This window comes from Janthinobacterium sp. GMG2 (assembly GCF_033949445.1).
GTDB classification, from domain to species: Bacteria; Pseudomonadota; Gammaproteobacteria; order Burkholderiales; family Burkholderiaceae_D; genus Janthinobacterium; species Janthinobacterium aestuarii.
Window position 1 is genome coordinate 221,234 of record NZ_JAXAWA010000001.1, and the last position, 25,516, is coordinate 246,749.

23 protein-coding genes are annotated in these 25,516 nt (G+C 61.3%); 11 read left to right on the top strand and 12 right to left on the bottom strand.

Features of this window, described 5'->3' with window-relative positions; all coding sequences use genetic code 11:
* Position 1 precedes the first annotated feature (1 nt).
* Positions 2 to 1,147, bottom strand: coding sequence for an MFS transporter (locus tag SKZ59_RS00980; RefSeq protein WP_319990555.1), 1,146 nt, complete (start codon positions 1,145 to 1,147; stop codon positions 2 to 4).
* Positions 1,148 to 1,429: 282 nt separating this feature from the next.
* On the opposite strand from SKZ59_RS00980, the gene SKZ59_RS00985 reads away from it, so the two are divergent.
* The 9 genes from SKZ59_RS00985 (at position 1,430) to SKZ59_RS01025 (ending at position 11,701) form a co-directional block, all read left to right on the top strand.
* Complete coding sequence (locus tag SKZ59_RS00985; RefSeq protein ID WP_319990556.1) at positions 1,430 to 2,197, top strand: gamma-glutamyl-gamma-aminobutyrate hydrolase family protein; 768 nt, start codon at positions 1,430 to 1,432, stop codon at positions 2,195 to 2,197.
* Positions 2,198 to 2,253: 56 nt separating this feature from the next.
* Complete coding sequence (locus SKZ59_RS00990; RefSeq protein WP_035822563.1) at positions 2,254 to 3,624, top strand: glutamine synthetase family protein; 1,371 nt, start codon at positions 2,254 to 2,256, stop codon at positions 3,622 to 3,624.
* 12 nt (positions 3,625 to 3,636) lie between these two features.
* Positions 3,637 to 5,097, top strand: a complete 1,461-nt coding sequence (locus tag SKZ59_RS00995; RefSeq protein ID WP_319990557.1) for an aspartate aminotransferase family protein — start codon at positions 3,637 to 3,639, stop codon at positions 5,095 to 5,097.
* A gap of 189 nt (positions 5,098 to 5,286) precedes the next feature.
* Positions 5,287 to 6,435, top strand: coding sequence for an ABC transporter ATP-binding protein (locus SKZ59_RS01000; RefSeq protein ID WP_319990558.1), 1,149 nt, complete (start codon positions 5,287 to 5,289; stop codon positions 6,433 to 6,435).
* Positions 6,436 to 6,442: 7 nt separating this feature from the next.
* Entirely contained in the window at positions 6,443 to 7,372 is a 930-nt protein-coding gene (locus tag SKZ59_RS01005) for an ABC transporter permease subunit (RefSeq protein ID WP_319990559.1), read from the top strand.
* The gene (locus tag SKZ59_RS01010; RefSeq protein WP_034746027.1) at positions 7,369 to 8,214 is read left to right on the top strand and encodes an ABC transporter permease; all 846 of its coding nucleotides are present in this window, start codon (positions 7,369 to 7,371) and stop codon (positions 8,212 to 8,214) included. Before SKZ59_RS01005 ends, SKZ59_RS01010 begins: the two co-directional genes overlap by 4 nt.
* 196 nt (positions 8,215 to 8,410) lie before the next feature.
* Positions 8,411 to 9,898 carry an aldehyde dehydrogenase gene (locus tag SKZ59_RS01015; RefSeq protein WP_319990560.1) on the top strand — a complete coding sequence of 496 codons (1,488 nt, stop codon included), beginning with the start codon at positions 8,411 to 8,413 and terminating at the stop codon, positions 9,896 to 9,898.
* Positions 9,899 to 10,074: 176 nt separating this feature from the next.
* On the top strand, positions 10,075 to 11,367 hold the full coding sequence (locus SKZ59_RS01020) for a type II toxin-antitoxin system HipA family toxin (protein ID WP_319990561.1): 1,293 nt from the start codon (positions 10,075 to 10,077) through the stop codon (positions 11,365 to 11,367).
* 1 nt (position 11,368) lies between these two features.
* Complete coding sequence (locus SKZ59_RS01025; protein ID WP_070301047.1) at positions 11,369 to 11,701, top strand: helix-turn-helix transcriptional regulator; 333 nt, start codon at positions 11,369 to 11,371, stop codon at positions 11,699 to 11,701.
* 165 nt (positions 11,702 to 11,866) lie between these two features.
* Here SKZ59_RS01025 and panB read toward each other — a convergent pair whose 3' ends face one another.
* The 6 genes from panB to SKZ59_RS01055 all read right to left on the bottom strand — a co-directional run bounded on the left by panB (position 11,867) and on the right by SKZ59_RS01055 (position 17,195).
* A complete protein-coding gene (gene panB, locus SKZ59_RS01030) occupies positions 11,867 to 12,742 on the bottom strand; it encodes a 3-methyl-2-oxobutanoate hydroxymethyltransferase (RefSeq protein WP_181878004.1) in 876 nt (291 codons plus the stop codon).
* Positions 12,743 to 12,851: 109 nt separating this feature from the next.
* Positions 12,852 to 13,328, bottom strand: a complete 477-nt coding sequence (gene folK / locus SKZ59_RS01035) for a 2-amino-4-hydroxy-6-hydroxymethyldihydropteridine diphosphokinase (RefSeq protein ID WP_319990562.1) — start codon at positions 13,326 to 13,328, stop codon at positions 12,852 to 12,854.
* Complete coding sequence (pcnB, locus tag SKZ59_RS01040) at positions 13,328 to 14,704, bottom strand: polynucleotide adenylyltransferase PcnB (protein WP_034746042.1); 1,377 nt, start codon at positions 14,702 to 14,704, stop codon at positions 13,328 to 13,330. Before pcnB ends, folK begins: the two co-directional genes overlap by 1 nt.
* Positions 14,697 to 15,368: an HAD family hydrolase gene (locus tag SKZ59_RS01045; protein WP_034747702.1), complete on the bottom strand. Its 672-nt coding sequence runs from the start codon at positions 15,366 to 15,368 to the stop codon at positions 14,697 to 14,699. The genes pcnB and SKZ59_RS01045 overlap by 8 nt, the downstream gene beginning before the upstream one ends.
* A complete protein-coding gene (gene hda / locus SKZ59_RS01050) occupies positions 15,368 to 16,036 on the bottom strand; it encodes a DnaA regulatory inactivator Hda (RefSeq protein WP_058048421.1) in 669 nt (222 codons plus the stop codon). The genes SKZ59_RS01045 and hda overlap by 1 nt, the downstream gene beginning before the upstream one ends.
* Before the next feature lie 76 nt (positions 16,037 to 16,112).
* Positions 16,113 to 17,195, bottom strand: a complete 1,083-nt coding sequence (locus SKZ59_RS01055; protein ID WP_219328042.1) for an AI-2E family transporter — start codon at positions 17,193 to 17,195, stop codon at positions 16,113 to 16,115.
* 188 nt (positions 17,196 to 17,383) lie between these two features.
* On the opposite strand from SKZ59_RS01055, the gene purM reads away from it, so the two are divergent.
* Positions 17,384 to 18,427, top strand: coding sequence for a phosphoribosylformylglycinamidine cyclo-ligase (gene purM, locus SKZ59_RS01060; protein ID WP_034746051.1), 1,044 nt, complete (start codon positions 17,384 to 17,386; stop codon positions 18,425 to 18,427).
* A gap of 68 nt (positions 18,428 to 18,495) precedes the next feature.
* Here purM and SKZ59_RS01065 read toward each other — a convergent pair whose 3' ends face one another.
* From SKZ59_RS01065 to SKZ59_RS01080, 4 genes are all read right to left on the bottom strand, one after another.
* Positions 18,496 to 19,017, bottom strand: coding sequence for a CHAP domain-containing protein (locus SKZ59_RS01065; protein ID WP_319990563.1), 522 nt, complete (start codon positions 19,015 to 19,017; stop codon positions 18,496 to 18,498).
* Positions 19,018 to 19,054: 37 nt separating this feature from the next.
* Positions 19,055 to 19,876, bottom strand: a complete 822-nt coding sequence (locus SKZ59_RS01070; protein WP_319990564.1) for a peptidoglycan-binding protein — start codon at positions 19,874 to 19,876, stop codon at positions 19,055 to 19,057.
* A gap of 327 nt (positions 19,877 to 20,203) precedes the next feature.
* A complete protein-coding gene (locus SKZ59_RS01075; protein ID WP_070301050.1) occupies positions 20,204 to 21,535 on the bottom strand; it encodes an MFS transporter in 1,332 nt (443 codons plus the stop codon).
* A 128-nt stretch (positions 21,536 to 21,663) separates the two neighbouring features.
* Positions 21,664 to 23,280, bottom strand: a complete 1,617-nt coding sequence (locus SKZ59_RS01080; protein WP_319990565.1) for a choline dehydrogenase — start codon at positions 23,278 to 23,280, stop codon at positions 21,664 to 21,666.
* Positions 23,281 to 23,494: 214 nt separating this feature from the next.
* Here SKZ59_RS01080 and SKZ59_RS01085 point away from each other — a divergent pair, with 214 nt between their 5' ends.
* Positions 23,495 to 24,280 carry an IclR family transcriptional regulator gene (locus tag SKZ59_RS01085; RefSeq protein ID WP_319990566.1) on the top strand — a complete coding sequence of 262 codons (786 nt, stop codon included), beginning with the start codon at positions 23,495 to 23,497 and terminating at the stop codon, positions 24,278 to 24,280.
* Here the strand turns inward: SKZ59_RS01085 and SKZ59_RS01090 are convergent.
* Entirely contained in the window at positions 24,277 to 25,491 is a 1,215-nt protein-coding gene (locus SKZ59_RS01090; protein ID WP_319990567.1) for a 6-phosphofructokinase, read from the bottom strand. The genes SKZ59_RS01085 and SKZ59_RS01090 overlap by 4 nt on opposite strands.
* Between the last annotated feature and the right edge of the window lie 25 nt (positions 25,492 to 25,516).

Consider the following 25,516-nt stretch of genomic DNA (forward strand, 5'->3'; position numbering starts at 1 on the left):
GTTAAACGATCCCCTTCCTGCGTTCCCACACGGCGCTGCCGACGAAAATGGCGGCGCATACCCACATCACGGCCGGCAGGGCGTTCACGCCCACCGATTGCATCAGGACGCCCGTCAGCAGGGGGCCGCCGCCACTTGTCACGCCCCAGGTGGCGTTGACGATGGCGCTGGCGCTGGTCAGCGACAGGCCCGTAAACCGTTCGCCGCAGGCCACCAGCGCCAGCATGTAGATGCCGCCCGCCGCCGCGCCCAGCAACAGCAGCAAGGTCCACCACAGCCACGGCGTGCCGACGGCAAACGGCAGCAGCGGCAGCAGCAGGCAGACGGCCACGCCGCAGCCCGCGTGGACTTTGGCGCGGCCGTAGCGGTCGGCCATCCATCCCAGCGCGAATTGCAGGCCCGTGTCGCCCACCAGCACCACGGTGGCCGACAGCAGGGCCAGGTCCGTGCCGATGCCGTGCTCCATCGCGTACAGCGGCAGCAAGCTCAATGCCAGCGTATCGAACAGGGCGAAGAAGGCGGCGCCCAGCACGATCATCGGCATGCGTGGCAGGATCAGGGGCCACTTCACGCCATGTTCTTCCGGCTCCCTTTCCGGGCCGCTGTTCGAGATCAGCATCAATCCCGGCACGGCCAGCAAAAACAGCAGGCCGCAGGCGGCGAAGCTCCAGCTGATCTTGTCGTTGAACAGCGCCACGAGGGCGGGGCCGATCAGCTGGAAAAACGTAAAGCTGGTGGTGTACATGGCCACCACACGGCCCCGCGAATTGTCGGGCGCCAGCCGGTTCACCCACGCTTCGCCGATGGTAAACAGCACGCCCATGGCGCCGCCGAACAGGAAGCGCAGCACGCTCCACGCCAGCAGATGGTCGGTAAACTGCATGGCGATCGTCGCCAGCGACGCCACCCACACGGCGCCCAGCATGGTGGCGCGCGCGCCGAAACGCCCCACCCAGCGCGAAACGAATGGCGATGCGGCCAGGATGCCGAGGGCGCTGACGGCCGTGATCATGCCGATGATGTCCGTGCCCACGCCGCGCTGGTGCAGGGTCAATGCGGTGAGCGGCATGGTGGCGCCCAGGCCTAGGCCGACCACGCCGATGCTGACCACGAGGGCGAAGAAGTCGCGCCATGGCATGCTCTTCATGGCCGCCCCCTCGGGGTGAAAAAGGTGCCTGAAAAGGCTGAAAAACGGTGTGGATGCATGGGAAAGTAAGGGACTTTGCCTGCGGCGCTGGTGTTTGGCGCCGGACGGGCATATGATGATTTTATCAAGAGCAATATTGCAAAGCCGTAGTGTAGGCGATGTGTGCCATCGCTGGCCATGCCCATCGGTGTGGCCGCTGCCTGCGGCTCTGCTGTACAGTGAAGCGAGCGGCAGCGCTGTCATGGCGTTGTCATTGGATCGTCACGCCAGCGAGGTAGCTCTATGCGCCGTCCCATCGTTCTCGTTCCCGCCTGCCAGCGCCAGCTTGGCAGCCACGCCTGGCACATGGCGCAGGACAAATACCTGCACGCCGTGCTGCACGGCGCCGGCTGCATGCCGCTGCTGCTGCCCGCCCTGGGCGCGGACGCGGACCTGGAAGCGGCACTGCACATCGCCGACGGCGTCATGCTGACCGGTTCCGCTTCGAACGTCGATGCGCGCCTGTATGGCGAAGACATCCTGCATCCCGACCTGCCGCAAGACTCCGCGCGCGACGCCACCACCTTGCCCCTGATCCGCGCCGCGCTGGCGCGCCAGCTGCCCTTGCTCGCCATTTGCCGCGGCTTCCAGGAAGTCAATGTGGCCCTGGGGGGCAGCCTGCACCAGGCCGTGCATGCGGTGCCGGGCATGCAGGACCACCGCGAGAACGTGCTCGATCCTTTGGAGCGCCAGTACGGGCCCGCGCACCGCATCAAGCTGATGCCCGACGGCCTGCTGTCACGCCTCTTGGGCGGCGAGAGCGAGATGATGGTCAATTCCCTGCATGGCCAGGGCATCGCCCGGCTGGCCGATGGCTTGCTGGTGGAAGCGCTGGCCGACGACGGCCTGGTGGAGGCGTATAGCGTGGCCAGCGCCGCCGGCTTTGCCCTGGCCGTGCAATGGCATCCCGAGTGGCAAGTGGAAGACAACCCGCAGTCCATGCGCCTGTTTGGCTCCTTCGGCCAGGCATGCCGCGATTACCAGGAACAGCAGCACCGAAAGAAAGAATGACCGGCGCGCCGCACGCGTAGCACGCGGCGTTTGATCAAGACCAGCGAGAGGGAAACATGGCAATACGCGAAAATTTCACTTATACGGACATGGATTTGTGGCTCAATGAAAAGCGCGTCACGGAAATCGAATGCCTGGTCCCCGACTTGACGGGCGTGGCGCGGGGGAAGATCCTGCCGCGCGGGAAATTCACCCAGGAGCGCGGCATGCGCATCCCGGAAGCGGTACTGGGCATGACGGTGACGGGCAATTACCCGGTCGACGATGGCGGCTATGACCGCGCCATTTCCAGCACCGACCGCGACATGATCTTGAAGGCCGATCCCACCACCATCACCATGGTGCCGTGGGCCACGGATCCCACCGCGCAAGTCATCCACGACTGCTATTTTGCCGACGGCGCGCTGGTCGATTTCGCCCCACGCTCCGTGCTGCGGCGCGTGCTGAAACTGTATGCGGACAAGGGCTGGAAACCTGTCGTGGCGCCCGAGCTGGAGTTCTACCTGACGGCGAAAAACACGGACCCGGACTTGCCATTGAAACCGCCCATCGGGCGCAGCGGCCGGGCCGAGACGAGCCGCCAGGTGTACAGCATCGATGCCGTCAACGAGTTCGATCCCCTGTTCGAGGATATCTACGATTACTGCGAACTGATGAACCTTGACGTCGACACTCTGATCCACGAAATCGGCGCGGGGCAGATGGAAATCAACTTCCTGCACGGCGATCCTCTGGGCCTGGCAGACAAGGTCTTCTTCTTCAAGCGCACCCTGCGCGAAGCGGCCCTGAAACACGATATGTATGCCACCTTCATGGCCAAGCCCATGGCGGGCGAGCCGGGGTCCGCCATGCACGTGCATCAGAGCGTCGTCGACGCGAAGACGGGCCTGAATATCTTCAGCAATGAGGACGGCTCGGCCGCGCCCATTTTCAAGCATTACATCGCGGGCTTGCAGCGCTACATGCCGTCGGCCATGGCTATCGTCGCGCCCTATGTGAATTCCTACCGCCGCATCGTGCGCCACACGGCCGCGCCGATCAACATCCAGTGGGGCCTGGACAACCGCACGGTGGGCTTCCGCGTGCCCGAATCGGGCGTGCAGGACCGCCGCGTGGAAAACCGCATCATCGGCGCCGATGCGAATCCCTACCTGGCCCTGGCCGTCACTTTGGCCTGCGGCTACCTGGGCATGACGGAGCAGCTGGAAGCGACGCCGATGATGGTGGGCAGCGCCTACGACATGAAGTTCGAATTGCCGCAAGGCTTGCCCGAGGCTCTGCAACTGCTGCGCGCGGAAGACAAGCTGCGCACGGTGCTGGGCGAGCGCTTCATCGACGTGTATGCGGCCATCAAGGACCTCGAGCACCAGGAGTTCATGACCGTCATCAGCCCGTGGGAGCGCGAACATCTTCTGCTCCACGTTTAAGAAAGGATCTCAATGAGCACATCCAATAATCCGCTGGCGCCAGGCGCCGCCCTGGTTGCCTCCGTGGCGCAGAAAAACGCGGCGCCGCAGGTGTACGACACGGCCGCCATCCAGCAGATGGACTCGGCCCACTACCTGCATCCGTTCACCGATTTCCAGGACCTGGCGTCGAAAGGCGCGCGTGTGATGGTGCGCGGCGACGGCGTCTACCTGTGGGATAGCCAGGGCAAGAAGATCGTCGATGGCATGTCGGGCCTGTGGTGCGTGAACGTGGGCTATGGCCGCACGTCGATCTCGCAAGCCGTGTACAAACAGATGGAGACGCTGCCGTTCTATAACAGTTTCTTTGGCACGACGAACGTGCCGGCCGCGCAGCTGGCGGCCAAGCTGGCGCAGATATCGCCGCCGCAGTTCCAGCACGTGTTCTTCACCAGTTCCGGTTCCGAAGGGAACGACACGAATTTGCGCATGGTGCGCCGCTACTGGGACATCCTCGGCCACAAGGAACGCCACACCATCATCAGCCGCCACAACGCGTATCACGGCAGCACGGTGGCGGGAGCGTCGCTGGGCGGCATGGATGGCATGCATGCGCAGGGCGGCATGCCGATACCGGGCATCACGCATATCGGCCAGCCCAATTACCTGGAGTCGGGCCACGGCTTGAGCCCGGAAGCGTTCGGCCTGAAGGCGGCCGGCTGGCTGGAAGACAAAATCCTGGAAATCGGCGCCGACAAGGTGGCCGCCTTCATCGGCGAACCGGTGCAGGGCGCGGGCGGCGTCATCATTCCGCCCTCGACCTACTGGCCCGAAATCCAGCGCATCTGCGACAAGTACGGCATCTTGCTGATCGCCGATGAAGTCATCTGCGGCTTCGGCCGCCTGGGGCGCTGGTTCGGTTCCGAACTGTTCGGCATCAAGCCCGACCTGATCACGTTCGCCAAGGGCGTCACCTCGGGCTATGTGCCGCTGGGCGGCGTGCTGGTGGGAGACCGTGTCGCCAAGGTGCTGATCGAGCAGGGTGGCGAATTCACCCACGGCTTTACGTATTCGGGCCACCCCGTCGCCTGCGCGGCGGCGCTGGAAAACATCCGCATCATCGAGGAAGAGCGGCTGGTGGCCAAGGTGGCCGAGGATACGGGACCGTACCTGCAGCAGTGCTTCGCCAGCCTGGGCGAACACCCGCTGGTCGGCTATGCGGACAGCTGCGGCCTGGTCGCGGGCCTGAACCTGGTGCGCAAGAAGGGCGCCACCGTGCACGAGAACGAGCTGTTCGACGAGGGCCAGGGCGTGGGCATGGTCTGCCGCGGCCACATGTTCGACAACGGCGTCATCATGCGTGCCGTGGGCGAACGCATGATCGTCGCCCCGCCACTGGTCATGACGCGCGCGCAGATCGATGAAATGGTGGGCTTGATACGGCTGTGCCTGGACAAGACGTATGCGGATGTGAAAGCGAAGGGCTGGGTTTAAGCGTTCGCTGGACAGCAGCCGAATGCTGGGGTCAGACCCGCCGGGTCTGACCCCGGATTTCTGCTGAATGTGCCACAGAAATCACAATTTTCGCAGCACATACGGGTGAGTTCCGCTAAACTTCCATCCTGGCCGCTCTTTGTAGCGGCCAGTTTTTCATTTTGACAGCCACTTACCCAAAGCATCCACATGACGATAGCAACACCAGCCGCGTCGGCCAGCGACGCCCCAGCGCCTTTCTTGCTGATTGATCAACTGGTCAAGGAATTCGATGGCGTACGCGCCGTCAATGATATTTCCGTGACGATCAACAAGGGCGAGATTTTCGCTCTGCTGGGCAGTTCAGGTTGCGGCAAGTCGACCCTGCTGCGCATGCTGGCCGGTTTCGAGACGCCGACGTCGGGGCGCATCGCCCTGGCGGGCAACAGCATCGTCGATGTGCCGCCGCACCAGCGCCCCATCAACATGATGTTCCAGTCGTACGCGCTGTTCCCGCATTTGTCCGTGTGGGACAACATCGCCTTCGGCCTGCGCCGCGACGGTTTGCCGAAAGCGGAAGTGGCGGCACGCGTCGAGCAGATGCTGGCGCTGGTGCAGCTGGGCCAATACGCGAAGCGCAAGCCGCATCAGCTGTCGGGCGGGCAGCAGCAGCGCGTGGCGCTGGCGCGCAGCCTGGCCAAGCGGCCGCAATTACTGCTGCTCGACGAGCCGCTGGGTGCACTCGACAAGAAACTGCGCGAGCGCACGCAGATGGAGCTGGTCAACATCATCGAGCAAGTGGGCGTCACCTGCGTGATGGTCACGCACGACCAGGACGAGGCCATGAGCATGGCCACGCGCATCGCCGTCATGAGCGAAGGGCGCATCCTGCAGGTGGGCGCTCCCGGCGAAATCTATGAAACGCCGAATTGCCGTTTCGTGGCCGATTTCATCGGCAGCGTCAACCTGTTCGACGGCCGCATCACACAGGACGAACCCGATCACGTGGTGATCGCCACGCCCGATGGCGAGCACTATGTTTCGCACGGCATCACGGGCAACTTGGGCATGGATGTCTCGGTGGCCGTGCGCCCCGAAAAAATCGGCATCCAGACCGCGCCACCCGCTTTGGAGGAGCGTGCGTCACCAAATGAACACGGCTACAACTGCGCCCAGGGCGTGATCGTCGCCATGGCGTATTTTGGCAATGAAACCAGTTACCACGTGCGCCTCGACAGCGGCACGGTGGTGAAGGTGTCGCGCACCAACGCGGCCCGCCACGACGCCGCGCGCCTCGAGCGTGAACAGCGCGTGTGGGTGTGGTGGGATGGCGCCGACATCGTCGTGCTGACCAGCTGAGGCCATCATGACGTCCCTCCTGCAATCGCTGCGTAGCCTGGTCACCCTGCGTTGGGCCACCGGGCGCAACGCCGTCATCGCCGTGCCGTCGCTGTTCTTGGCGGCCGCCTTCCTCGTGCCCTTCCTGATCGTGCTGCGTATCAGCCTGTCCGACATGGACACGGCGGGCAGCCCGTTCGGCGGCTTGCTGTCGTACGTTGACGGCATCGTCGTGCTGAAGGTGAAAATCGCCAACTACCTGTTCATCGCCGCCGATGAACTGTATCTGCTCACCTACCTCAGTTCCATCAAGTACGCGGCGATTACCACGGCCATCTGTCTGTTCATCGGCTATCCGTTCGCCTACTTCATGGCGCGCGCCAAGCCGTCGATCCGCCCCGTGCTGATGATGCTGGTGATGCTGCCGTTCTGGACCTCGTTCCTGCTGCGCGTGTATGCGTGGAAGGGCATCCTGGCCAACCACGGCTTGCTCAACGATCTCTTGATCGCGCTGGGCGTGGTGAGCGAACCGCTGCACATGATGAACACCTCGTTCTCGCTGGTCGTCGGCATGGTGTATGCCTATCTGCCGTTCATGATCTTGCCCCTGTACGCCAACCTGGTGAAAATGGACATGCGCTACCTGGAAGCTGCAGCCGACCTGGGCGCCACGCCCTTGCAGGCGTTCTGGCGCATCACCGTGCCCCTGTCGAAGTCGGGCATCATCGCCGGCGCCATGCTGGTATTCATTCCGTCCGTGGGCGAATACGTGATTCCCGAGCTGCTGGGCGGCCCGGAAACCCTGATGATCGGCCGCGTGCTGTGGGATGAATATTTCACCAATAACGACTGGGCCATGGCGTCGTCGGTGACGGTGCTGGTGGTCTTGCTGATCCTCGTGCCGATGGGGATTTTTAACAAATACAAGACGGAGCAGGACGCGGAGGAGCGCACATGAACGGACGTACTTTCCTGCAGCGCTGGTTCGGCCGCGGCTGGCTCTCGCTCGGCTACCTGTTCCTCTACCTGCCCATCATCGTGCTGATCGTCTTTTCCTTCAACAGCTCGCGCCAGGACATGGTGTGGAGCGGCTTTTCGCTGCGCTGGTACAGCGAGTTGATGAGCGATACGGAAATCATTTCGGGCTTTGGTTTGTCACTGAAGATCGCCTTCATGTCGGCCACATCATCCGTCATCCTCGGCACGTTTGCCGCCTTTGCCTTGACGAGCTACCAGCGCTTCCGTGGCCGTACCTTGTTCTCGTCCATGGTCAGCGCGCCCTTGGTGATGCCGGAAGTGATCATCGGCCTGTCCCTGCTGCTGATGCTCGTGTCCATGCAAAAGGTCTTCGGTTTTCCCGAACGGGGCGTGCTGACCATCTGGCTCGGCCACACCCTGCTGGGCATGGCGTATGCGGCTGTGGTGGTGCAATCGCGCCTGCAGGAGATGAGTAAATCGCTGGCCGAAGCGGCCATGGACTTGGGCTGCCGCGCGCACCAGGTGTTCTTCCTCGTGACCCTGCCGAACATCACGCAGGCATTGGCGTCGGCCTGGCTGCTGACGTTTACCTTGTCGCTCGACGACGTGGTGCTCTCGGCCTTTTTGTCCGGCCCCGGTTCGACGACGATGCCGCTGGTGATCTTCTCGCGCGCGCGCCTGGGGCTCGATCCGCGCGTGAACGCCATCGCTGCGCTGACGATCCTCGTCGTGACGCTCGCCGTGATCGCGTATGCCGTGATGCTGGCGCGCGCCGACCGCAGACGCCGCAAGCAACTGTCCGCGGCGTATTTGGAAGACTAAGTAGGTCGTGGGAAATTATTGTGAAGTTATGACGAACAGAACCGGATGCTCTGCAAGGCGCCCGCTGCGACGCAGTGCGAGCACTGCTAGCAGCGGGCAACGCCGCAGAGCGCCGGGTATGGAAGTCAGAAATAACAATAATTTATTACGCCCTACTTAGGAGTAAGCTGGCGTTTTCACCTTGCAGGAGACGACCATGACGGAAAACACCAGCTGGCATGCGCGGGCCGCAGCGCTCACGATCGATGGCCGCGCCTTCATCAACGGCGAGCGTGCCTGGGCCACATCCGGCCAGACTTTCGACAATCTGTCGCCCATCGATGGGCGCTTGCTGGGGAAGGTGGCCCGCTGCGATGGTGCGGATGTGGATGCGGCTGTGCAGGCCGCGCGCGCCGCTTTTGACGACCGCCGCTGGGCAGGTAAGTCGCCGGCGCAGCGCAAGCGCGTATTGATCAAGTTCGCCGACCTGGTGCAGAAATACGGTCCCGAGCTGGCCCTGCTGGAAACCCTGGACATGGGCAAACCGATCAAATACAGCCAGAGCGTGGACGTGGGCGCCACGGCCAACTGCCTGCGCTGGTATGGCGAGGCGATCGATAAAGTCTACGATGAAATCGCACCGACCCCCGCCAACAGCCTGGCTTTGATCACGCGCGAACCGGTGGGCGTCGTCGCCGCCATCGTGCCGTGGAACTACCCGATGATCATGGCCGCCTGGAAGATCGCGCCCGCCCTCGCGGCCGGCAACAGCGTGATATTGAAACCGTCCGAAAAATCGCCGCTGACGGCGCTGCGCCTGGCCGACATCGCGCTGGAAGCGGGCGTGCCGGCGGGCGTCTTCCACGTGCTGCCAGGTTACGGCAACGAGGCCGGCGCCGCGCTGGCGCTGCACATGGACGTCGATTGCATCGGCTTTACGGGTTCCACGCGCACGGGGAAACTGATCGTGCAGATGGCGGGCCAGTCGAATTTGAAACGGGCGTGGACGGAACTGGGCGGCAAGTCCGCCAACATCGTGTGCGCCGATTGCCCGGACCTGGACAAGGCCGTGGCGGCCGCCGTCGGTTCCATTTTCTTCAACCAGGGCGAAAGCTGCAACGCGCCTTCGCGCCTGTTCGTGGAAGAATCGATCAGGGAAGAATTTATCGCCAAGGCGCAGGCCATGCTGCCCCGCTTCCAGCCCGGTGACCCGCTCGACGAAGCCACCGTCATGGGCGCCATCGTCGACGCCACGCAGATGAAGACCGTGATGGGCTACATCGCTTCCGGCAAGCAGGAGGGGGCGCAGCTGCTGGGCGGCGGCGACGCCGTGCGCGCGGAGACGGGCGGCTATTATGTGCAGCCGACCATCTTCGGCGTGGATGCGGGCATGACGATCGCGCGCGAAGAAATCTTCGGCCCCGTCCTTTCCGTGCTCAGTTTTACGGATCTCGCCGAAGCCATCAAACAGGCCAACGCCACGCCGTACGGCTTGCAGGCGGCCGTGTGGACGTCCGACATCACCAAGGCCATCCAGACTGCGCGCGCCCTGCGTGCGGGCACCGTGCACGTCAACCAGTACGACGGCGACGACATCACCGTGCCATTTGGCGGTTATAAACAGTCGGGCAACGGGCGTGACAAGTCATTGCACGCGCTGGACAAGTACACGGAATTGAAGACGACCTGGATACAGGTGGGATAATTTTTAAAATAGAACTTAAAAGGACTAATTTATGGCATTAATGGCTTAAAATAGTTCTTTTAGGATCCATTAAAGTTTTCATGGCGATGTATTTTTTTAGAAATTGGATCGTATAAGTGCTAATTTAAGGATAAACTGAACACAATTAGTTACTATAAGATCCAATTGGAGCCGTCATGCACTGCCATTTTCAAATTTTTCATGATGATGCGTGGCACGATTGCGCATCGCTGACTTTGCTTGATCCTGCAGGCGGCAATCCACGCACCGGTACCCTGTTCGAGTATGACCTCGATTATGCCTTCTTCAAGCTTGAGAGTGGACCTGTCTCGCTGCGTTTTCCCGTCACGGCAGAAATGCAGAAGCTGGCGCAATGGCCAGCTTTTATCTTTGACCTGATTCCCCAGGGAAGCGGCCGGGCATATCTGCTTGGGCAGCTTCAACTGGCCGATGGTCCGGCTGCCGATTTTCCGCTTGCGTGTGCCGGTGCATTCAATCCAGTCGGGCGCGTGCGCATCGCCGAGGCCGTGCAGTACTACGCACACCATATGAATCGCCACGACAAGGGCAAGCCGCAGACCGGCTTTTCACTGGAGGAGATTATAGGTCGCGGCGATGCCTTCAATGAGCGCATGCTGATGCATAGCATGCTGGCCGCCGGCAGTCTGGGGGTACAAGGAGCGGCACCGAAATATCTGCTGACCACCGACCATGCTGGTTTCTGGCATGCCGATGGCGCTCTGGCGGACAAGTATGCGGCTGCACATTTCATCGTCAAGCGTCCGCGCGGAAAGACCGCCAGCGACGCCAAGGTATTGAGAAATGAAGCCGCATACATGACTGTGGCGCGCGCGATGGGCTTGCGCACCGAAGGCCAACTGCGCTACCAGGACGATACCTTGTTCATTCCCCGTTTTGACCGCCGCATCCGCGATGGAAAAGTGCTGCGACTGCATCAGGAAAGCGCCGCTTCGCTGGCAGGTATCGTTGGCTTTGAAGCCACGCCCAGCCAGTTTGTATTATTGCAGGCGCTGCGCGCCGTCGTCAGCGACAAGACTGCGGAAACCATTGAATTTCTCAAACGCGATATCTTGAACCTGGCCATGCGCAATACCGATAATCACGCACGCAATACGGCGGTACAGCAAGTGGGTGCCGAGGTGCGCCTCACGCCGCTGTTCGATTTTGCACCGATGTATCTGGACCCGGATGGCATACCACGCGCGGCGCGCTGGTATCACCCGGATACCCAAAACGAGCTGCATGACTGGACGACGATACTGGCTACGATCGGCATGACGGACGTCGAGCGCGAGCAGGTTCGCCTCGCGCTATACGGATTTGCCCAGCAACTGACTGCGCTGGAACAGCATATGCAGGAGGCAGGCGTGGATGATGACATCATTGCTTTCCTTCGGCCACATATAGCCGGGCAGATCGAACAGCTCAAGGCCTTGGGAGAGCACTGACATGGCGCGTACCAAAAAGACCGTTGACAAGGAGGAGCTGCGGCAGCGCAGGGCGGTGCTTTACGAAGCCATTGAAGCAGGAGCCATCACGCTACAGCACGCCGTCAAGGAAATGCGCGCTATCTCGCGCATGACGCAGGCAGAGTTTGCGACGCACCGGGGCGTGAGCACGAAGGTCATCAAGGAAATCGAGAGCGGCAAGGGCAATCCGACCATCCAGACGCTGAATCGCATCGGACAGTTTTTTGGACTGGAGGTGGCGTTTGTACGGACAGAAACGCTGCGCGAAAAAAAAATCGCCCCGGCAAGTACCGGGGCGATATCGCCTCAATAGGCTAAGTAATCCTCAGGAAATTATTGTGAAATTATGACGAACATAGCCGGATGCTATGCAAGGCGTCCGCCGCGACGCAGTGCGAGCACTGCGAGCGGTGGGCAACGCCGCAGAGTGCCGGTTATGGAGGTCAGAAATCACAATAATTTATGGGGGGTACTTGGATCAGAAGCAGTGTTCCAGCGCCGGGAAGCTGCCATCCTTGACGGCTTTGACATAGCCGGTGACGGCGTCGTCGATGCTGGCCGCGCCTTCCATGAAGTTGCGCACGAAGCGCGCCTTGCGGCCTGGGAACACGCCCAGCATGTCGTGCATGACGAGGACTTGGCCCGAGCAGTCGGGACCTGCGCCGATGCCGATCGTCGGTATCGTCAGCATGTCCGTCACTTCCTTGCCCAGCTGCGTCGGCATCGCTTCCATCAGCACGATGGCGGCGCCCGCATTTTGCAGCGCCAGCGCATCGTTCTTCAGTTCGGCCGCGCTTTCCGTGCTCTTGCCCTGTACTTTATAGCCGCCCAGCTGGTGCACGGATTGCGGCGTCAGGCCGATGTGGGCGCAGATGGGGATGCCGCGCTCGGTGAGGAAACGCACGGTCTCGGCCAGCCAGGCGCCGCCTTCGATCTTGATCATGTGCGCGCCAGCCTGCATCAGGATGACGGCGTTCGCATAGGCTGTTTCAGGCGTGCCGTACGCGCCGAACGGCAGGTCGGACATGATCATGGCCGACTTGCTGCCGCGCGCGACGGACGCCGTGTGGTAGGCCAGTTCGGCCACGGTGACGGGCAGGGTGGAATTGTGGCCGTTGCAGACCATGCCGAGCGAATCGCCGATCAGCAGGATCTCCACGCCGCAGCGGTCCATCAGGGACGCGAAGCTGGCGTCATAGCAGGTCAGCATGGTGATCTTTTCGCCGGCGGCGCGCAGCGTGGCCAGCGTGTGGATGGTCACGGCCTTGTTGGCGACAGGCTTGGCTGGCGCCGGCGCCGGTGTGGCGGCCTTGTCTTTGGCTGCCAGATCTGTTCCTTGCAAATAAGCGGACATAGGTATTCTCTAGAGTGAAAGGGGGTGATGCGATTGCGACGCCGCTAGTGTAGTACTTTATGCGGCGTGCTGCAGGGGCGGCATTGTAGTGTATGTCCGGCGCCGTGGCTCAGAGCTGGCTGATGGCCTGGTCGGCGACGCTTGCCAGGAAGGCTTGCGCCGGCCCGCGTCCGGGCACGACGATGGCGGGCGTCAGGGCCAGCAGCGGCACCAGCACGAAGGCGCGCTCGGTGAGGCGCGGATGCGGCACCGTCAGGGTGGCGCTGGCGATCTGTTCATCGCCGTACAGCAGCAAGTCCAGGTCCAGGGTGCGCGGGGCGTTGCGGTATGGCCGCTCGCGCCCGTGCGCCGCCTCGATGGCGTGCAGCGCCAGCAGCAGTTCTTCAGCCGGCAAGGTGGTTGTAATGCGCGCCACGGCGTTGATGTAGTCGTCACCGCTCGAATCGATGGGCGCCGTGCGGTAGCTGGCGGAGGCGTCGACCAGCGATGCACCGGGCAGGCGCGCCAGGCGCGCGATCGCATCCTGCACGTTGGCGCGTGCGTCGCCCAGGTTGGCTCCGATGCCGATGTAGGCGGTGACCGTCATTATTCGCCGCTGGTGCTGCCGGTGGTCGAACCGCCGCCCGTGCTGGTCTTGCTGCGCGTGCTGCGGCGTGGCGGGCGCTTCTTCTTGACGGCCCCCGGTGCGGCATTGGCGCTGACAAGCAGCGCTTCGCGCGTTTCCTCGTCGCCTTCATAAAAGGCTGTCCACCATTCGCCGATGTCCATGTCGATCTCGCCCGAGGCGCAGCGCAGCAGCAGGAAGTCGTAGCCGGCGCGGAAGCGCAGGTGCTCGAGCAGTTTGTACGGCGCCTTGCCGACGCGGCGCTCGAAGCGCGGCTGCATCGACCAGATGTCGCGCATGTCGGAACCGATCTTGCGCTGCAAGGCCAGTTTTTCCGTTTGCGAGTCGAGCACGTCGTCGGCCGCCAGGTGCAGCGCGGGGATCGTCGACTCGCCGGCGGCACGGTAGGCCGTCCATTTTTCCAGCACCTGGTGCCACAGCAGCGAGGCAAACAAAAAGCCTGGCGAGACGGTCTTGCCGGCGGCGATGCGCTGGTCCGTGGCGTCCAGCGCCAGGGTGACGAATTTCGCGCCCAGCGGCTGTTCCAGCACCACGTCGAGCAGCGGCAGCAGGCCGTGATGCAAGCCTTCCTTGCGCAGCTGCTGCAGGCAAGCCAGCGCGTGGCCGCTCATCAGGAGTTTGAGCATTTCGTCGAACACGCGCGGCGCGGGCACGTTGTTGATCAGCGGCGCCATGACGGGAATCGGCGCGGCCGTATGCGGCTCGATGGTGAATTTCAGCTTGGCGGCGAAGCGCACGACGCGCAGCATGCGCACGGGATCTTCGCGATAGCGTTCTTCCGGTTTGCCGATCATGCGCAAGGTCTTGGCGCGGATGTCTTCCACGCCGCCGTGGTAGTCGAGCACTTCCTGCGTGGCCGGGTTGTAATACATGGCGTTGATGGTGAAGTCGCGGCGCAGCGCGTCTTCGTGCTGCAAGCCGAAGGTGTTGTCGCGCAGGACGCGGCCATGTTCATCCTTGGGCGCGGAGTCGGCGCCGGCGCCGCGGAAGGTCGTCACTTCCAGCAAATCCTGGCCAAACATCACGTGCACGATCTGGAAGCGCTTGCCGATGATGAAGGCGCGGCGGAACAAACGCTTGACCTGTTCCGGCGTGGCGTTGGTGGCGATGTCGAAGTCTTTCGGTTTCACGCCCAGCAGCAGGTCGCGCACGGCGCCGCCGACGACGAAGGCCTCGAAGCCTGCTTCCTGCAGGCTGCTGGTGACGCGGATGGCATTCGACGACACCAGTTTCGGGTCGATTCCGTGTTGCGCAGGACCGAGCACGATGGGGGCCGTGGTGTCGCGCGCTGCCTCTTTTTTAACGCCGAGGATCTTGCGGATGAATTTTTTAATCATTGAATAAGTGGAGTGATGGCCAGCCGTGGAGGGATGCGTGTGCGCTCAAAGCGGTATTGGGGTTGGTCGCGACAGGGTGGGTCACGACCGACAGCAGGGGAATGTCGTTGTGCGAATCGCTGTAAAAATAGCTGCGCTCGAACTGCCCCAGTTCCTTGCCCATCTTTTCCAGCCAGGCGTGGGTGTGGGTCAGCTTGCCCGCGCCCAGGGTCGGCGTGCCGACCAGCTTGCCCGTGACGTTGCCTGCGTCGTCATATTCGGGCATGGCGGCTAGCAGGTGCTCGACGCCCAGCGCATCGGCGATGGGTTTGGTGATGAAATGGTTGGTCGCCGTGACGATGGCCAGCAGGTCGCCCGCATCCTGGTGCTGTTTCAGCAGGGCCACGACTTCCGGGCGGATGACCGGCATGACCACTTCCGCCATGAATTGGCGGTGCAGCGCTTCCAGGCGTTCGCGCGGGAATTGCGCCAGGGTGCCGAGCGAGAATTCCAGGTATTCCACCGGATCGAGCGTGCCGGCCTGGTATTGCGCGAAAAATTCGTCGTTGCGGCGGGTGAATTCGGCGGCGTCCACGGCACCGATGCGTACCAGGAATTCGCCCCACTCGTGATCCGAGTCGATGGGCAGCAGGGTGTGGTCGAGGTCAAACAGGGCCAGATTCATCATTCTTTCGCTTCCGCCTGCAGCAACTCGCGCAACAATGGCAAGGTGATCGGGCGTTGGGTTTCAAGGGAGTAGAGGTCGAGAGAGTCCAGCATCGTCGACAGCGAACGCATGTCGCGCCGGAAATGGGACAGCAGATAGGGTAACACGCCGGGCGACAAGGTCAAGCCGCGGGTGGTGGCCGCCTGGGTCAGGGCGGCGATTTTTTCATCGTCGGTCAAGCCGTGGATCTGGTAGATCAGGCCCCAGCCCATGCGCGTGCGCAAGTCTTCGCGCACGGGCAGCACGGCGGGCGGCACGGCGCCGCTGCAGACCATGAACGCCTTGTTGGCGCGGATTTCATTGAACAGGGCAAAAGCGTCGATCTGCGCCAGCGGCGACAGCTTTTCGCAGTCGTCGAGCAGGTACAGGTCGACGTCAGGCGAATACACGAATTCGGACTCGATCGAGAATGGCGAAATGTAGCGCGCGCGCTCGGTGCTGGCCAGGGCCTTGAGCAGGTGGCTCTTGCCGGCGGCCAGTTCGCCCCACAGGTAGGCAAAATGTTCGCGCGAAGTGCGCGCGGCGAACTGGCGCATCAGCTGCGCCACTTCGGCATTCTGTCCCACCTCGAAGGTATCGAGGCTGTGCGCCTGGTCTGTGCCTAAATCGAGCACCAGTTGTTTCATGGCGTACGCCTTGTCCTGTTTTTCATTACTGCATGTGCATCGTGGTATTGCTAGGTTGATATGATATCCGCTTTTACTAGGTATTATAGAAGCTGCTGGAGAGGTAGTGGCGTCTTAGATGCTTAAAAGCGACCATCAGGACGGCAGAAGCGGGTAAAGCAAGCAAAACGCCGACGAAACCGAACAATTGTCCGAAAGCCAGCAAGGCAAAGATCACGGCCAGCGGATTTAAACCGATGCGCTCGCCCACCAGGCGCGGCGTGAGGAAAAAGCCTTCGATGACCTGGCCGCAGCCGTAGATGACGGCCACGGCGATGAGGCCGCTCCAGTCGGAAAATTGCAGCAGGGCGGCGATCAGCGCCAGCATCAGGCCCAGTCCGAAGCCCAGGTAGGGGATAAACACCAGCAAGCCCGTGATGATGCCTACAGGCAATGCCACTTCAAAACCGGCGATGGCCAGCGCCACCGAGTAATACGTGGCCAGCACCAGCATGACGAGCAACTGGCCGCGCAGGTATTGCGCCAGCAGGGTGTCGACTTCCTGCGCCATGCCCACCGTGCGGCCGACCCAGCGGCGCGGCACGGCGCCGGCGATGCGCGCCAGCATCGGATGCCAGTCCAGCAACAGGTAGAACAGCACCACGGGAATCAGCACCACGGTGGCCAGCCAGCCCAGCACGGCAGTGCCGCCGATGCGGGCCGAGGCGAGCACCGTGCTCCAGATTTCATCGCCGCTGGTGGCCATTTGCTGGCTCAGCATGCGCTTGATGCCCGTGCCGTCCAGGCGCACACGGATGCCGAGGTCGCGCAGTTTCGGCGCCAGGAACTCGTTCGCCTTGCTGAGGAATTGCGGGATTTGCGCCTGCAGCAGCGGAATTTCCTTCTGCAACACGGGCACGACGATCAGCACGAGTGCCGTGATGGCGAGGAAAAACAACACTACGACGACCAGCACGGCCAGCGGACGGGGCACGTAAAAGCGCTTGTAATGGAGGCGCTGCAAGCGGTCCACGCCGGGATTGAGCACGTAGGCGAGGATGGCGGCGGCCAGGAAGGGCGTCAGGATGGGGCCGAGGCTGACGAGCAGCAGCAAAAATGCCAGCCAGACCGCGATCCAAAATGCTGTTTGCTTCTGTTCGGCGGTGATGGCGAATGGCATGTAGTTTGTACTGTTGCGTTAAAAAAAGGCAGTTAATTACGAAATAGCGGGGCAGTTTGATAAAATAGCGACTTGATCGACCGAATTCACCCGCTGGCGCCCTGCCGCACGATGTTGAAAAACATGCTTGCGCGCGCGTGCCGGCGGGTATCCGCCTTCTATTTTACCGCCTCCGTTGCCACCACACCATGAACCAGACTTCTAATGTTTCCCTTTCCTACCGTGACGCTGGCGTCGATATCGACGCAGGCGACGCTTTAGTCGAAGCAATCAAGCCGTTTGCCAAGCGCACCCTGCGCGAAGGCGTGATGGGCGGCCTGGGCGGTTTTGGCGCCATGTTTGAAATCAGCAAGAAGTACAAGGAACCGGTGCTGGTCTCGGGTACCGACGGCGTCGGCACCAAATTGCGCCTGGCGTTCGAACTGAACCGCCATGACACGGTCGGCATCGACCTGGTCGCCATGAGCGTCAACGACATCCTGGTGCAAGGCGCCGAGCCGCTGTTCTTCCTCGACTACTTCGCTTGCGGCAAGCTGGACGTGGCCATTGCCACCGACGTCATCAAGGGCATCGCCCAGGGTTGCGAACAAGCCGGTTGCGCGCTGATCGGCGGCGAAACGGCGGAAATGCCGAGCATGTACCCGGCCGGCGAATACGACCTGGCAGGTTTTGCCGTCGGCGCCGTGGAAAAATCGAAAATCATCGACGGCACCAAGATCGCCCCGGGCGACGTGGTGCTGGGCCTGGCCTCGTCGGGCGTGCACTCGAACGGTTACTCGCTGGTGCGCAAGATCATCGAAGTGGCGAAACCTGACCTGGAAGGCGACTTCCACGGCCGCAAGCTGGCCGACGTGTTGATGCAGCCGACGCGCATCTACGTCAAGCCGCTGCTGGCGCTGATGGATGCCATGGAAGTCAAGGGCATGGTGCACATCACCGGTGGCGGTTTGGTGGAAAACATCCCGCGCGTGCTGCAGCCTGGCCTGGTCGCTGAGCTGGATTCGAAGGCATGGACCATGCCGCCGCTGTTCACGTGGCTGCAACAGCACGGCGGCGTGGCTGACGCCGAAATGCACCGCGTCTTCAACTGCGGCATCGGCATGACCGTCATCGTCTCGCAAGAGAACGCGGACGCCGCCATCGCCCAGCTGCAAGCGGCCGGCGAAACCGTGTCGCGCATCGGCACGATCCGCGCGCGTAACGGCGACGAGCACCAGACCATCGTGATCTGATAGTCGCTGTCGCGTGAGTCAAGAAAGCAGGCCTCCATCAAGAGCCTGCTTTTTTTTAGCCCGTCGTGTCAGGCAAACAGGCGGATGTACGACTTCGTCAGCGATGGCGCACGCGCTTTTTCCCACACTCCATCGCCTCCCGTGCTGTCGCGTTCACCCTTGCCATTGGTATTGCCTTCGATGGTCATGATCGAATTGGCTTGAGAGGATTGATCCTTGATGACCAAGCCAATATGCGAGAAATCATAGACAACGAAGTCACCCGCCTTGGCGACTTCACTTTCTGGTAATAACTGGATATTTTTTTGCGCCGCCCACTTTTCCCAGCCAAAGGCACTGGCGTCACGACAGCGCCATTTTTCGGCGGCGTTGAGGGAATCGATCTCCAAGGCATCACGCACGCTTTCTTCGTGTAGCCATTCGCGCATAAGCCAGGCAGTAAAGGCCGCGCACCAAGGCCATGCGCCAGGCGTCATCCAGGTTGCTGACTGAAATTCTTCGATCCGCTGCCCGGTGTTATTGATCGGACCTTCGCGCACTCCTTTTTCTTTACGTGCGAGAAAAATCAGTTTTTCTATGCTTGCGTTCATGATCCTGTCCTTTCTTGGTATAGCGCACTAGCGCTCATCAGTTATTGAATCCGTCGCTAATCAGTTTTTCCCCGGTTAAATATGCGGAAGTGAAGCGTTCCAAGCCATAGCTGCCCTTATTGACTTGTTTTCGTGCCAAGATGAAGTTACGCTGCAATAGCGCCTGCTTGATTTTTATTTGTTTATCGCGGAGAAAAAGAGCCAGAATATTGGCTGCGCACTCAGGAGCATTTGCACGCTCGGGAGATTTTAATAAATCTTGCGATGGCGTCAAACGTGTTCCATAGCGCGAATAATTGTCTCTACCTGTTAATTGGATGAAGCCACGGCCATGAAAGCGGTCACCGTCTGGCGGCCCTTGATTCCCAAGACTTTTTTTGTAGTCATACAAATCGTAGGGGCGGTTGGAAGAGGGGGAGGTGTTGTACCTGGAAATGCATTCATCGATGGGCAAGAATGCCTCTGTTTCTGCACGGATTGTTGCTAACGCGGTCAATACCATGACTTTGTCCCCTAGGCCATGATTTCCCAATGCGTCCAGCACTGAGGGTAGGTAGCGCTTGATGTTGTCAATGCGAGTCTCAGGAAACATTTGACTGACCACTTGTACCGAAACTTGCGCCCTGACGTCAGGCAAGTCGTCGTTGTCGCACAGGCCAAGCAGCGATAGGGTGCGTGGGCCCGCTATGCCGTCAACTAATAAGCCTTCGCTTTCCTGGAAAGAGGTTAGGGCGGCAACCGTTGCTTGCCCGAAAACACCATCTTGCGCCCCGGGGTTGAAGCCTCGTTCTGCCAAAGCCAGTTGTAAGCCCAAGACTTCGTTGCCAGTATCACTAATTTTTAATAAATAATTTTTCATTATTCCTCCTTGTTAAAATTCTTTAATGCATCAATAAGAAGTTTTGTTGAATTTTTTAGTAAAGAGTTTTTTGATGTTTATTTATTTTTCTAAAAATACACTGTTAATTTAGAACGGTATAGTAGATCCGTGTTGGCTTTATTGATTGATGTGCGTCAAATAAGTTTTTCTTATAAGGATTATCTTTTTTTTTTGAAAAGAAATTTTTTAATTTATGTTATGGTTAATTTTTTGAAGTAAATAATTCCTGTTTGCAGGATTATGCGGGAACGTCAATAGAAAAAGCAGGCCTTTATAGGGCCTGCCTTTTTTACGCCACGATGTTGTCTAACGCGCGTGCGCCGTCTTCATGCGGCCATCCGGCTGCGAGCCTCCTTTTCCGATCATGGCCACGCTGACGGCCGAGACGAGCGAGGCGAACAGGATGTAGCCGACGATGTGCCATGGCTCGCCATTGCCAGTCTTGAGCAGGTAGGTGGCGATGATGGGCGTCAGGCCGCTGGCGAAGATGCCCGAGAACTGGTAGACGAAGGAGATGCCCGTGTAGCGTACCTTGGCGTCGAACAGGTCGCAGAACAGGGCCGCTTCCGGGCCGTACACGGCCGAATACAGCACGCCCAGCGGGATGATCACGGAACACCACAGCAGCAGCGGATTGTCGGCGTGGTTGAGCATGATCCAGAAGGCGGGAATCGACGACACGCCCGTGATCAACGAGCCCCAGAAAAACACCTTGGTGCGGCCGATGCGGTCCGACAGCCTGCCGAAGAACGGAATGCAGAAGCACATCACGACGGCCGACGCCATCACGCCCATCAGCGCTTCCGTGCGGTCGATCTTGATGGTGTTGGTCAGGTAGGTGATGGAAAACACGCCAAAGATATTGAAGAACACGCCGTCGATATAGCGCGCGCCCATACCCTTCAAGACATTGCCCGGATAGCGTTTCAGCAGGTCGAAGAATGGAATCTGCGTCTCCGCGTTCTTCTCCTTGACGGCCTGGAATTCGGGCGTTTCCATCACGTTCAGGCGTATCCACATGCCGATGAAGACGAGGGCCGCCGACAGGATGAAGGCGACGCGCCAGCCCCAGGACAGGAATTGCGTATCCGTCAAGGTATACGACAGGATCGCCACCACGCCCGAAGCGAGGCACAGGCCGATGGCCAGGCCGATCTGCGGCAGGCTGGCATAGAAGCCGCGCTCCTTTGGGGGCGCATATTCATACGCCATCAGCACGGCGCCGCCCCATTCGCCACCGAGGCCGATACCCTGCAGCACGCGCAGGAACAGCAGCAGGCCAGGGGCCCAGTAGCCGATGTGGTCGTAGGTCGGCAGCACGCCGATCAGGAAAGTGGAGATCCCCATGATCATCAGGGTCATCACCAGCATGCTCTTGCGGCCGATCTTGTCGCCGAAGTGGCCGAAGATCACGCCGCCGATGGGGCGCGACAGAAAACCTACGGCAAAGGTGCCGTAGGCCAGCATGGTCGAGACGAGCGGATCGCCGCCCGGGAAATACAGCTTGCTGAACACGATGCCGGCCACGACGCCGTATAAAAAGAAGTCATACCATTCGATGGTGGCGCCGATCACGCTGGCCATCACGACTTTCCGTAGCTCTTTGGCCTTTTTCGGATTGCTCGTATTGTTATCCATAATATCTAGTCTCCTATCGATATCGATTATGTGTTTTTTTCTGATGCCTGGCTGATTGCCAAGTCATTGAGGGGCGGGCCACTCTGCCCGCCGCTGGCATCCTCCTTTGGGAACGGAATGGGGTAGAGTCAGGCCGCCTTGGGCAGGCGCACGGCGTCCGCCAAAATCATGTCGGCCGCTTTTTCGGCGATCATGATGGTGGGCGCGTTCGTATTGCCCGAGACGATTTCCGGCATGATCGACGCGTCGACCACGCGCAGGTTCTGCATGCCGTGCACGCGCAGACGCTCGTCGACGACGGCCATGGCGTCATGCCCCATCTTGCAGGTGCCGCTCGGGTGGTAGATCGACTGGCTGAAGCGCCGCGCCGCGTCCAGCAGTTCCTCATCGCTCTGGAACTGCGGGCCGGGCACGAACTCGGAAATGATGTGCGGCGCCAGCGACGGGGCGGCAGCGATTTTTCGGGCCACGCGCAGGGCGGCAACCGCCGTCTGCTGGTCGCGCGGGTCGGACAGATAATTCGGGTAGATGCCAGGATAAGCGAGTGGATCGGCGGACTTGATCGACACGTGGCCGCGGCTGTGCGGGCGCAGCTGGCACACGGACGACGTGAACGCGGAAAACGGATGCGCGCCTTCGCCCGGCTTGTCGGCGCTCAGCGGCTGCATGTGGAACTGGATGTCGGGCCGTTCCACGTCGGGCGACGACTTGGTAAACACTGTCACCTGGCTGGCCGCCAGGGTCAACGGTCCCGAGCGGGAAAACACATATTGCATGCCCACCCACAGCTTGCCCCACAGGCTGTTGACTTCATCGTTCAGGGTTTTCAGCCGCGTCTTGAAGACGAGGCGGATTTGCAGATGGTCTTGCAGGTTCTGTCCCACGCCGGGCAAGTCGTGCACGAGCGGCACGCCCACTTCATCGAGCAGGGCGCGCGGGCCCACGCCCGAGCATTGCAGGATTTGCGGCGAACCGATGGCGCCCGCGCAGAGTATCACTTCGCCGCTGGCGCGCGCCTGGCGCAGCTGGCCATCCTGCTGATATTCGATGCCGACGGCGCGCTTGCCCTCGAACAGCACGCGTGTGATTTGCGCGCGCACTTCCACGCGCAGGTTGGCGCGCTTGCGGGCCGGCCGAAGAAAGGCTTTCGCCGTGCTCCAGCGCAGTCCCTTGCTAGCCGTCTGCTGGAAGTAGCCGACGCCTTCCTGCGTGGCGCCGTTGTAATCGGCATTGAAGGGGATGCCGCTTTCCGTGGCGCCGGCAATGAAATGCTCGGCGATGGGACGGCGCAGCCGCAGGTCCGACACCTTTAACGGACCGCCCACGCCATGGTAATCGCTGGCGCCGCGTTCCTGGTCCTCCGATTTCTTGAAATAGGGCAGCACCTCGGCATAGCTCCAGCCTGCATTGCCGAGTTCGGCCCAGCGGTCGTAGTCTTCCTTCTGGCCCCGCACGTACAGCAAGCCGTTGAGCGAGCTGGAACCGCCCAGCACCTTGCCGCGCGGCCATTGCAGCTGGCGCCCCGCGATGCCGGCGTCCGCTTCCGTGCGGTAGCACCAGTCGAGCTTGGGATCGTGCATGGTCTTGAAATAGCCGACCGGCACGTGTATCCAGGGATTGTTGTCCTTGCCGCCCGCTTCCAGCAGCAATACCTGATTGTTGCTGTCGTGCGACAGGCGGTTGGCCAGCACGCAGCCGGCGGAACCGGCGCCGACAACGATGTAATCGTAGTGTATTTGCAACATTGTTCTTGTCTCCTGCGTTGCGGTATCGCACCGCCTCAGCGGGCGTTTTTTGCGATACACTGGTCTTTATTGGTTATTTTTGGAACTTCTGGTTCCATTTATAAAAGACGTGCGGCACCGGGACAAGCGGAAACAGCCGCATACGCGAGAGGTGAAACAGAACATGCATGATGCGTTTCAAAAACGGCCGGGCGAGGCCGAAGAAGGTGGCCAAGTGGAGACCGGCACAACGGCGAGCCATGGCGACGAGGCGCGGGGATTGCGCGTGCTGCGTTTGATCGAGCACCTGGCCAGCGCCAGCCAGCCCTTGACCCTGTCGCAGCTGGCCGCGCGCATGCAAGTGCCCAAGGCCAGCATGATGCGCTTGCTCGATACCTTGGAGCAGCATGGCTATGTGCTGCGCACGCCCGTGGGGCGCGGCTATGTGCCCGGTGCCGCCTCGACCAACCTGGCGCTGGCGACCCTGCGCAACAATGCCCTGATCCGCGTGAGCCGCAGCATCCTGGGCAGCCTGGTGGCCATCACGGGCGAGACGTGCAACCTGGCCATTCCCGAAGGCAATGCGATCGTCTACGTGGACCGCGTGGAAACGCAGGAACCGCTGCGCCTGCACCTGGTGCTGGGTAGCCGCGCGCCCATGCATTGCACGGCGAGCGGAAAATTATTCCTTGCGCATATGAGTTTGCTGGAGCGGCGCGAGCTGCTGTCCATGCTGACCTTGGAAGCGCGCACGCCGAAAAGCATTACCGACCCCGTGTTGCTCGAGCGCGAGATCGTGCGTATCGCCCGCATGGGCATCGGCATCGACGACGAGGAATTCGTGCACGGCATGGTGGCCGTGGCCGTGCCCATCTGCGCGGCCGACGGACGCATCGTGGCGGCCGTCGCCTGCCACGCGCCCGTGGCGCGCAAATCCGTGGAGCAATTGATGCAGCACGTGCCGCAGCTCAAGGAGGCGGCCGTGAAACTGCGGCCGCTGTTGCTGGCGGAAAACAGCTAGGGTTTCAAGACCTTCGCTACTTTTGCGGCTCTAAGACGGAAGGCGTCGGGCATGCCCGAACCCAGCAGCGGGCGCAGATACAGCCTGAAAGCATCGGTGACGTCCGTGCCGCTGGCGCTGATGAATTCGTCTTCCATGGTGCGCGTCTTGCCCGCCACCTCGGTGAGGGGCAGCAGCTCGTAATCGACGGAATAAAAGCCCGTGCGCTTGATGGCCACGGAACCGTCGCGGTCGCCCCACATGGCGAACTGCACCGCCTTTTCACCCACTTCGCGGGCTTCGCGCTGGTCGACGTCGGAAACGCAGCCGATGAAGGAGCGTTGCAGATAGCCGAAGGTGTCGCCGCGTACGCGTTTGATGCCGAGCTTGGCCTTGATTTCGTCGCACAGCAGGTCGGCCAGCGCACCCGTGCCCGACAATTGCACATTGCCGTGCGCATCGCGCTCCACCTCTTGGGCGAGCAGGCTGGCGATCGGCTCGCCCGAGGCGTCGTGGATGCCTTCCGAGACAGCGATCACGCAGCGGCCATATTTTTCATAGGTCGCCTTCACGTCGGCAAGAAACTGTTCCAGCACGAAAACGCGCTCGGGCAGGTAGATCAGGTGCGGGCCGTCGTCGGGGAACTTCTTGCCCAGCGCCGAGGCGGCCGTCAAGAAGCCCGCGTGGCGGCCCATCACCACGCCCACGTACACGCCGGGCAAGGCTGCGTTGTCGAGGTTGGCGCCGGCGAACGCTTGCGCGACGAAGCGCGCGGCCGAGGGAAAGCCCGGTGTATGGTCGCTGCCCACCAGGTCGTTGTCGATGGTTTTCGGGATGTGGATGCAGCGCAGCGGATAGCCGGCCTTGTGCGCTTCCTCGCTGACGATGCGCACCGTGTCGGACGAGTCATTGCCGCCGATATAAAAGAAATGTTCGATTTCGTGCGCGCGCAGCACTTCGAAGATTTGCTGGCAGTAGGCGATGTCGGGCTTGTCGCGCGTGGAACCGAGGGCCGACGACGGCGTGGCGGCCACCAGTTCCAGGTTGTGGCTGGTTTCCTGCGTCAGATCGACGAATTCTTCATTGACGATGCCGCGCACGCCGTGCAGCGCGCCATACACGCGCGTGACATGCTGAAAGCGCCGTGATTCGAGCACCACGCCCACCAGCGACTGGTTGATGACGGCGGTGGGACCGCCTCCCTGGGCGACAAGAATTTTTCCAGACGGCATAGGATTTCCTCGTAAATGGAACGGC

Coding starts and splice junctions, on each gene's coding strand:
- SKZ59_RS00980 (WP_319990555.1), bottom strand. CDS start 1,147: ATGAAGAGCATGCCATGGCGCGACTTCTTCGCCCTCGTGGTCAGCATC.
- SKZ59_RS00985 (WP_319990556.1), top strand. CDS start 1,430: ATGCGCCGTCCCATCGTTCTCGTTCCCGCCTGCCAGCGCCAGCTTGGC.
- SKZ59_RS00990 (WP_035822563.1), top strand. CDS start 2,254: ATGGCAATACGCGAAAATTTCACTTATACGGACATGGATTTGTGGCTC.
- SKZ59_RS00995 (WP_319990557.1), top strand. CDS start 3,637: ATGAGCACATCCAATAATCCGCTGGCGCCAGGCGCCGCCCTGGTTGCC.
- SKZ59_RS01000 (WP_319990558.1), top strand. CDS start 5,287: ATGACGATAGCAACACCAGCCGCGTCGGCCAGCGACGCCCCAGCGCCT.
- SKZ59_RS01005 (WP_319990559.1), top strand. CDS start 6,443: ATGACGTCCCTCCTGCAATCGCTGCGTAGCCTGGTCACCCTGCGTTGG.
- SKZ59_RS01010 (WP_034746027.1), top strand. CDS start 7,369: ATGAACGGACGTACTTTCCTGCAGCGCTGGTTCGGCCGCGGCTGGCTC.
- SKZ59_RS01015 (WP_319990560.1), top strand. CDS start 8,411: ATGACGGAAAACACCAGCTGGCATGCGCGGGCCGCAGCGCTCACGATC.
- SKZ59_RS01020 (WP_319990561.1), top strand. CDS start 10,075: ATGCACTGCCATTTTCAAATTTTTCATGATGATGCGTGGCACGATTGC.
- SKZ59_RS01025 (WP_070301047.1), top strand. CDS start 11,369: ATGGCGCGTACCAAAAAGACCGTTGACAAGGAGGAGCTGCGGCAGCGC.
- panB (WP_181878004.1), bottom strand. CDS start 12,742: ATGTCCGCTTATTTGCAAGGAACAGATCTGGCAGCCAAAGACAAGGCC.
- folK (WP_319990562.1), bottom strand. CDS start 13,328: ATGACGGTCACCGCCTACATCGGCATCGGAGCCAACCTGGGCGACGCA.
- pcnB (WP_034746042.1), bottom strand. CDS start 14,704: ATGATTAAAAAATTCATCCGCAAGATCCTCGGCGTTAAAAAAGAGGCA.
- SKZ59_RS01045 (WP_034747702.1), bottom strand. CDS start 15,368: ATGAATCTGGCCCTGTTTGACCTCGACCACACCCTGCTGCCCATCGAC.
- hda (WP_058048421.1), bottom strand. CDS start 16,036: ATGAAACAACTGGTGCTCGATTTAGGCACAGACCAGGCGCACAGCCTC.
- SKZ59_RS01055 (WP_219328042.1), bottom strand. CDS start 17,195: ATGCCATTCGCCATCACCGCCGAACAGAAGCAAACAGCATTTTGGATC.
- purM (WP_034746051.1), top strand. CDS start 17,384: ATGAACCAGACTTCTAATGTTTCCCTTTCCTACCGTGACGCTGGCGTC.
- SKZ59_RS01065 (WP_319990563.1), bottom strand. CDS start 19,017: ATGAACGCAAGCATAGAAAAACTGATTTTTCTCGCACGTAAAGAAAAA.
- SKZ59_RS01070 (WP_319990564.1), bottom strand. CDS start 19,876: ATGAAAAATTATTTATTAAAAATTAGTGATACTGGCAACGAAGTCTTG.
- SKZ59_RS01075 (WP_070301050.1), bottom strand. CDS start 21,535: ATGGATAACAATACGAGCAATCCGAAAAAGGCCAAAGAGCTACGGAAA.
- SKZ59_RS01080 (WP_319990565.1), bottom strand. CDS start 23,280: ATGTTGCAAATACACTACGATTACATCGTTGTCGGCGCCGGTTCCGCC.
- SKZ59_RS01090 (WP_319990567.1), bottom strand. CDS start 25,491: ATGCCGTCTGGAAAAATTCTTGTCGCCCAGGGAGGCGGTCCCACCGCC.